The sequence below is a fragment of the Kribbella sp. genome (assembly GCF_035655035.1).
In the GTDB taxonomy this organism is placed as follows: Bacteria; Actinomycetota; Actinomycetes; order Propionibacteriales; family Kribbellaceae; genus Kribbella.
On the sequence record NZ_DASRVN010000432.1, the window covers coordinates 1 to 6,541 of the forward strand.

9 protein-coding genes and 1 tRNA gene are annotated in these 6,541 nt (G+C 69.8%); 3 read left to right on the top strand and 7 right to left on the bottom strand.

Going from position 1 to position 6,541, the window contains the following annotated elements; translation table 11 throughout:
• On the bottom strand, positions 1 to 783 hold a 783-nt coding region (locus VFF46_RS23880; RefSeq protein ID WP_325039429.1), incomplete at its 3' end, for a helicase HerA-like domain-containing protein.
• 250 nt (positions 784 to 1,033) lie between these two features.
• Here VFF46_RS23880 and VFF46_RS23885 point away from each other — a divergent pair.
• Positions 1,034 to 1,327, top strand: a complete 294-nt coding sequence (locus VFF46_RS23885; protein ID WP_325039430.1) for a type II toxin-antitoxin system VapB family antitoxin — start codon at positions 1,034 to 1,036, stop codon at positions 1,325 to 1,327.
• A 32-nt stretch (positions 1,328 to 1,359) separates the two neighbouring features.
• Entirely contained in the window at positions 1,360 to 1,923 is a 564-nt protein-coding gene (locus VFF46_RS23890) for a LytR C-terminal domain-containing protein (RefSeq protein WP_325039431.1), read from the top strand.
• 3 nt (positions 1,924 to 1,926) lie between these two features.
• Here VFF46_RS23890 and VFF46_RS23895 read toward each other — a convergent pair whose 3' ends face one another.
• The 5 genes from VFF46_RS23895 to VFF46_RS23915 form a co-directional block, all read right to left on the bottom strand.
• Entirely contained in the window at positions 1,927 to 3,438 is a 1,512-nt protein-coding gene (locus VFF46_RS23895; RefSeq protein WP_325039432.1) for a potassium/proton antiporter, read from the bottom strand.
• A 109-nt stretch (positions 3,439 to 3,547) separates the two neighbouring features.
• A tRNA-Ser gene (locus VFF46_RS23900) sits at positions 3,548 to 3,638 on the bottom strand.
• 13 nt (positions 3,639 to 3,651) lie between these two features.
• Positions 3,652 to 4,080 (bottom strand): nucleoside deaminase, encoded by a 429-nt coding sequence (locus VFF46_RS23905; RefSeq protein WP_325039437.1) that lies wholly within the window; start codon positions 4,078 to 4,080, stop codon positions 3,652 to 3,654.
• 31 nt (positions 4,081 to 4,111) lie between these two features.
• Positions 4,112 to 4,594: a tRNA adenosine deaminase-associated protein gene (locus VFF46_RS23910; protein WP_325039433.1), complete on the bottom strand. Its 483-nt coding sequence runs from the start codon at positions 4,592 to 4,594 to the stop codon at positions 4,112 to 4,114.
• Positions 4,595 to 4,654: 60 nt separating this feature from the next.
• Positions 4,655 to 4,816 carry a hypothetical protein gene (locus VFF46_RS23915; RefSeq protein WP_325039434.1) on the bottom strand — a complete coding sequence of 54 codons (162 nt, stop codon included), beginning with the start codon at positions 4,814 to 4,816 and terminating at the stop codon, positions 4,655 to 4,657.
• A gap of 105 nt (positions 4,817 to 4,921) precedes the next feature.
• Between VFF46_RS23915 and upp the strand changes: the two genes are divergently transcribed.
• Positions 4,922 to 5,563: a uracil phosphoribosyltransferase gene (gene upp / locus VFF46_RS23920; protein ID WP_325039435.1), complete on the top strand. Its 642-nt coding sequence runs from the start codon at positions 4,922 to 4,924 to the stop codon at positions 5,561 to 5,563.
• A 48-nt stretch (positions 5,564 to 5,611) separates the two neighbouring features.
• Here upp and VFF46_RS23925 read toward each other — a convergent pair.
• Positions 5,612 to 6,541 (bottom strand): AAA family ATPase (locus tag VFF46_RS23925; RefSeq protein WP_325039436.1); only part of this gene is annotated, 930 nt, incomplete at its 5' end.

Genomic DNA, 6,541 nt, shown 5'->3' on the forward strand with positions numbered 1-6,541 from the left:
GTCCTGGAGGTTGGGCAGCTCGACGAGCGAGATCACCCCCAGTCCGGCGCCCGACGGCGAGGACGAGTCCGTGACCCGCAGCAGGTCGCGGGTGTCGAACTCCGGCTCGCCGAAGAACGCGTCGGCACCCTGGTCGGAGAAGGCGATCAGCTCGCGCAGGATGACGCCGGCCGTCGCGGCCGAGAGCCCGCCGAGGTCCTCGAGCTCGCCCTTGCCCTCGTCGGACGTCAGGTACTTGATCACCTCGCGGAGATCCGCCAGGTCGAGCAGCGGCAGGCCGGCCTTGTCGGCGTAGTGGAAGATCAGCCCGAGCGAGGACTCCTGGACGTCGTTCAGCCCGAGCACCTTGGACAGCAGCACCGGCCCGAACGACGTGATCGTCGCGCGGATCGGGATGCCGGTCCCCTGGCCGCCGAGCGCGTAGAACTCGGTCGGGAAGCCGCTCGCGGTCCACTCCTGGCCGATCGCCTTGGTCCGGGCCAGCAGCTTGTCGCCGCCGGTACCGGGCTGCGAGATGCCGGACAGGTCGCCCTTGACGTCGGCCGCGAACACCGCGACACCGGCTGCCGACAGCTGCTCGGCCATCAGCTGCAGGGTCTTCGTCTTACCGGTACCGGTGGCGCCCGCGACCAGGCCGTGCCGGTTCATCATCCCGAGCGGGATCCGGACGGCCGCCTCCGGTTTCGGCTCGCCGTCGACCAGCAGCGCACCCAGCTCGAGGGCCGCTCCCTCGAACGCGTATCCCTGCTTGACGGTCTCGACGACGTCGGCTTTCTCGGCCATCTCAGCGTGCCTTTCCCCGGTTGACGGAAATAACCCGCTCGAATGCTAGGGCATGTCCGGTGATTCCGCGCCGTAGCGAGGAGGTGCCGAGTGCCCCGCAGTAGGCGGGGAATCACCGGACATGCCCACAGTCCTCAGGTATCGGTGCGAGACGCCGTACTCGTCCAAAAGGTTGAAAAACGGCCGACGAGTGTTCCGGTGACATTCATGACCTCCTCGCGGGACCTGATCCCCGGCTAGACTCCGGGGGGTGATCTTCAAGCGCGTCGGGGACGATCGGCCGTACCCGGACCATGGGCTGCGGCCCAAGGACTGGTCCGCCCTGCCACCACGGCAGGTACGGCTGGACGAACTCGTCACGACCAAAGGCACCCTGGACCTGACCGCGCTGCTGGACGAGGACTCGACTTTCTACGGCGACCTGTTCGCGCACGTCGTGGAGTGGAAGGGCGACCTGTACCTCGAGGACGGTCTGCACCGCGCACTGCGTGCCGCGCTGCAGCAGCGTCAGGTCCTGCATGCACGGGTACTGGTAGTGGACTGACCTATGGCTGCCGCTCACGGGGGGTGGAGCAAATGACAGCGATCCATCCGCAACCGAGACCGCACTCGCGGATCCGGTGGCGTACGCCGATCACGATGGTGATCCTGCTCGGAATACTGGCCGGTGGCGGCTGGTGGGGCTGGAAGTCGCTGATGAGCTCCAGCGCCGGCCCGACCTGCACCGAGCAGAAGCTCACCAACAACCGGCTGTTGCCCAAGCAGGTGGTGCTGAACGTCTACAACGGCGGTGCTCGCGCGGGCTCGGCCGGCCGGGTCGCGGACGCGCTGAAGAAGCGCGGGTTCAACATCGACAAGGTCGCGAACGAGCCGAAGGGCAACAAGGTCGACGTGGTCGCGCTCCGCGGAGCCACCCCGACGGCGCCCGAGATGCTGCTGGTCGCGGGTCAGCTGAACCAGAAGGCCCAGATGGTCGGCGACGGCCGTACCGACCACAGCGTGGACCTGGTGATCGGCACCGGCTTCGGCTCGGTGAAGATCAAGGGCATCCCGTCGGTCGCGGTCAAGGCCGGCACGCTGGTCTGCCTCCCGGTCATCCACACCCCGCAACCGATCCCGTCCGGCCAGAACCCGAACTAGGGCCTAGGACTGTTCGCGGCCGCGTTCGCCGAACCAGCCGGCCAGGCGGCCGGCGCGGGAGACGGCACGCAGCCGGCGGACGGCCTGTTCGCGGACCGGGCTGGGCGTGACGACCAGCAGCGAGTCGGCGGCCCGGAGCACGGTACGGCGGTCCGGGACGAACGCCTGGTCGCCGCGGATCACCAGCGAGACCGACACGCCGGGCGGCAGCCGTAGCTCGCCGATCTCGACCCCGGCCAGCCGTGACTCGCTCGGTACGTACACCTGCAGCATGTCCGCGCCGAGCGACTCCAGCGGCGCGACGTCGATGTCGACCTCGTACGCCGCGTTCTCGTCGAGCACGTTCAACCGCTTCGCCAGCCACGGCAGCGACGGCCCCTGCAGCAGCGTGAACACCAGCACCAGCACGAACACCACGTCGAAGATCCGCTCCGCCTGCGGCACGCGCTCGGCCAGCGGGATGGTCGCCAGCACGATCGGTACGGCGCCGCGCAGCCCCGCCCAGGAGATGAACGTCCGCTCCGCCCACGGCAACCGGAACGGCGCCGCCGAGATCGCCACCGACGCGAACCGCCCGACGACGGTCACCGCGATCCCGATCACCAGCGCGACGAGTACGTCGTTCCACCCGAAGGACCCGGGTGAGGCCAGCAGCCCGAGCATCACGAACAGCCCGATCTGGGCCAGCCACGCGATCCCGTCGACGAACGACCGGGTCGCCATCCGGTGCGGCAACTCCGCCCGCCCGAGCACCAGCGAGGTCACATACACAGCGGCGAATCCGGACACGTGCAGCAGCACGGAGCCCCCGGCGTACGAGATGAACGCCACGGAGAGCACCGCGAGCGGGTAGAGCCCGGCCGACCCGAGCGCCATCCGCCGGATCAGGCGCACGCTCACCCAGCCGATCAGGAACCCGAAGAGCGCTCCCACGACCAGCTCGTACAGAACGAGCCCGGTGAACCACACCAGTCCCTTCTCGCCGACCTCTCCGGTGCTGACGAGTGTGACGAGCAACACGGTCGGGGCATCGTTCAGGCCGGACTCCGCCTCCAGCGCCCCGCGCAGCCGTGGCCGGATCGGTACCCGCCGGAGTACCGAGAAGACGGCCGCCGCGTCCGTCGGCGACGTCACCGCGCCGAGCAGCACGGACAGCTGCCAGCTCAGCCCGAGGACGAAATGCCCCACGCAGGCGACCACGGCGACGCTCACCGCGACGCCGACGGTCGCGAGTACCAGGCCGAGCGGCATCACCGGCCGTACTTCGTTCCACCGGGTGGTCAGGCCGCCCTCGGTCAGGATCACCACCAGCGCCGCGAAGCCGAGCGCGTGCGCGAGCTGCGCGTTCTCGAAGTGGATGTGGGCGGGTCCGGCCTCGCCGAGCGCCAGGCCCATGCCCAGGTAGATCAGCAGTGACGGGAGCCCGAGCCGGGCGGACAGCCGAACCGCGACCACGGCCACCAGCAGGACAGCCGCGCCCCCGAGAAGGATCCGGTCGAGCTCAGCAACGTCCATGGGGGCCTCTCGTCGAGCGTCGGGTCCCGAGAGTCAGGTCCAGAGAGACGAAAACCCTGACGCATCACACAGCATCAGGGTCTCCGGCTCTCTGCCGCCCGAAGGCGGTTGGCGGTGGCGGAGGGATTTGAACCCTCGGACGGGGGTTGCCCGTCACGCGCTTTCGAGGCGCGCTCCTTCGGCCGCTCGGACACGCCACCGCCGAGGACAATATCAAGGTCTGTGGCCGATGAAGAAATCGCGGAGCCGGGCACCCGCCACATCGGCCATCACACCGCCCAGCACCTCGGGGCGATGGTTCAGCCGGCGGTCCCGGACGACGTCCCACAACGACCCCACCGCGCCGGCCTTCTCGTCGTACGCCGCGAACACCAGCCGCTCCAGCCGGGACAGCACGATCGCCCCGGCGCACATCGTGCACGGCTCCAGCGTGACGACCAGCGTGCACCCGGTCAGCCGCCACTCGCCGATGTGCCGGGCCGCTTCGCGGATCGCCAGTACCTCGGCGTGCGCGGTCGGGTCGCCGGTCGCCTCACGTTCGTTGTGCCCGCGCCCGATGATCTCGCCGTCCTCGGTCACCACCAGCGCGCCGATCGGTACGTCGGGCAGCGCCCGCTCGCCCTCCTCGAGCGCGAGCGCCATCAACCGCGACCACTCGCGCCGCAGCAGTGGGCTAGCCAACGGCCTCGACCGCGTCGTGGAACTGGCTGCCGAACCCGAGCTCCTCGGCGATCTCCTCCAACATCTCCTCGGGGTAGAGGTCGACGTCGTCGCAGAGCGCGCCGAGGTCCATCGCGGACATCCCCAGGTCGGCGACGATCGCCAGGTCACCGGCCGGCACCTGCTCGTCGTCGTCATCGGCCAGCGGGATGTCCAGCTCGTCGACGATCTGCCGGGCCAGCGGCCACTCGGTCGCGGCGGTGACGTCGGAGATCAGCAGCCGGGCGCGCCCACCCTGGACCCGGACCAGAACGAAGAAGTCCTCGTCGACCGACACCAGCCCGAGTACGCCCCCGTCTCCGGGGAACCGGCGGAGCGCGGAGACCAGCGTGGCGAGGTCGAGCTCACCACGCAGGACCAGCGGGGTGACGGTCCAGTGCCCGTCCTCGGTGTAGGCAGCGACCGCGAAATCCAGGTCCGTAGCCGTATCTGACACCCGCTCATCGTCGCAGAGTCCGGGCGGCTGAGCGATCTCGTTGCTGCATCGATTGCATTATCAGTGGTGGTACGTCGCCCGGCGCATCGCTTCCCGGAGCTGCCGGGCCCGGGCGCGGCGGGGCGCGATCCGGTCGCGAAGGGCCCGCGCCTCGTCGCGCTCCCTCAGGAACGCCGCACGGCGCCGCAGGCGGTCGAGCTGCTCGGGCGTCTTCTCGGTCATCGGCGCACTCCCTGGCGGGCGATCAGGGCAGAATCCGGTGCGATATCCAGTCTGACAGCGGGCGCGCTTTCCCGCTCCGAATCGCCGACGGTACCGTTCGGCCTTATGCAGATCCTCGTCGTGGACCACCCGCTCGTCGCCCACAAGCTCACCGCGCTGCGCGACGAGCACACGGACTCCCCCACGTTCCGCCGGCTGACCGAGGAACTCGTGACGCTGCTCGCCTACGAGGCGACCCGGGACGTGCGCACCGGTCCGGTCACCGTGCGGACCCCGGTCGCGGAGGCGCAGGGCGTGAAGCTCGCCGCCCCGAAGCCGCTGGTGGTGCCGATCCTGCGCGCCGGTCTCGGCATGCTCGAGGGCATGACCCGGCTGCTGCCGACCGCCGAGGTCGGCTTCCTCGGCATGGTGCGCAACGAGGAGACGCTGACTGCCTCGACGTACGCCGAACGCCTCCCCGAGGACCTGTCCGGGCGCCAGTGCTACGTGCTGGACCCGATGCTCGCCACCGGCGGCACGCTGGCCGCCGCCATCCAGTTCCTGGTGGACCGCGGCGCCGACCACATCACCGCGATCTGCCTGCTCGCCGCTCCGGAAGGCGTCGAGCGCGTCGAACGCGAACTGACCGGCCTGGGCGTGCCCTGCAATCTCGTCATCGCCGGGATGGACTCCCACCTGAACGAGAAGGGCTACATAGTCCCCGGCCTGGGCGATGCAGGAGACCGCCTGTACGGCGTCGCACAGTAAAAGAAAAGCAGTTGGGGGAGGGTGGCGTCGCTCAGTAACAGAAGAGCGTCAGAAGCTGTCTGGGATGTCGGGTGATTCCAGGGCTACCAGTTGGGCGGGGGTGGGGGCCGTCAGTTCGGAGAGGCGGTGGGCCTGGCGTTCGGTCATCGCCTGGAAGATCTGGCGGGCGGAGCGGCCGTTGCCGAAGGATTCGCCGCGGGGCATGCGTTCGAAGAGGTCGGACAGGGCGAGGCGGGCGTCGGCGGTGACCTCGTACTGGTGGCCGCCGGCCTGGTGCTCGACGATCGCGACGAGCTCCGCCGCGGTGTAGTCCTCGAACATCAGGGTGCGGGTGAAGCGGGACGACAGGCCGGGGTTCGAGCCGATGAAGCGGCCCATGTCGTTCACGTAGCCGGCGACGATCACCACCAGGTCGTCGCGGTGGTCCTCCATCAGTTTCACCAGCGTCGCGATGGCTTCCGCGCCGAAGTCGTTGCCGATGCCAACGGGTGACAGCGAGTAGGCCTCGTCGATGAACAGCACCCCGCCGAGCGCCTGGTTCACCGCCGCGGTCGTCTTCGGCCCGGTGTGCCCGACGTACTCGCCGACCAGCGCCGTACGGTCGACCTCGACCAGGTGGCCCTTCCGGAGCAGCCCGAGCGCCTTCAGCACCCGCCCGTACAGCCGGGCGACGGTCGTCTTGCCGGTGCCGGGGTTGCCCGCGAAGACGAGGTGCCGCGACAGCGGCGGCGCGGGCAGCCCGGCCTCCTGCCGCATCCGGACCGCCTGCATGAGTTTCACCATCGACTGGACGTCGCGCTTCACGCGGTCCAGGCCGACCTGCTCGTCCAGCTCGGCGAGTACGTCCTCCAGCGTCTCGTCGTCCGGCGGCATGCTCTCGTCGAGACCGGCCACGGTCGGTACGGCGGCCGGTGCGCCGGCAGCGACAGCCGGCGCCGGCGTGACCATCGGTACGCCGTCCACCGTGCAGTCCTCGAA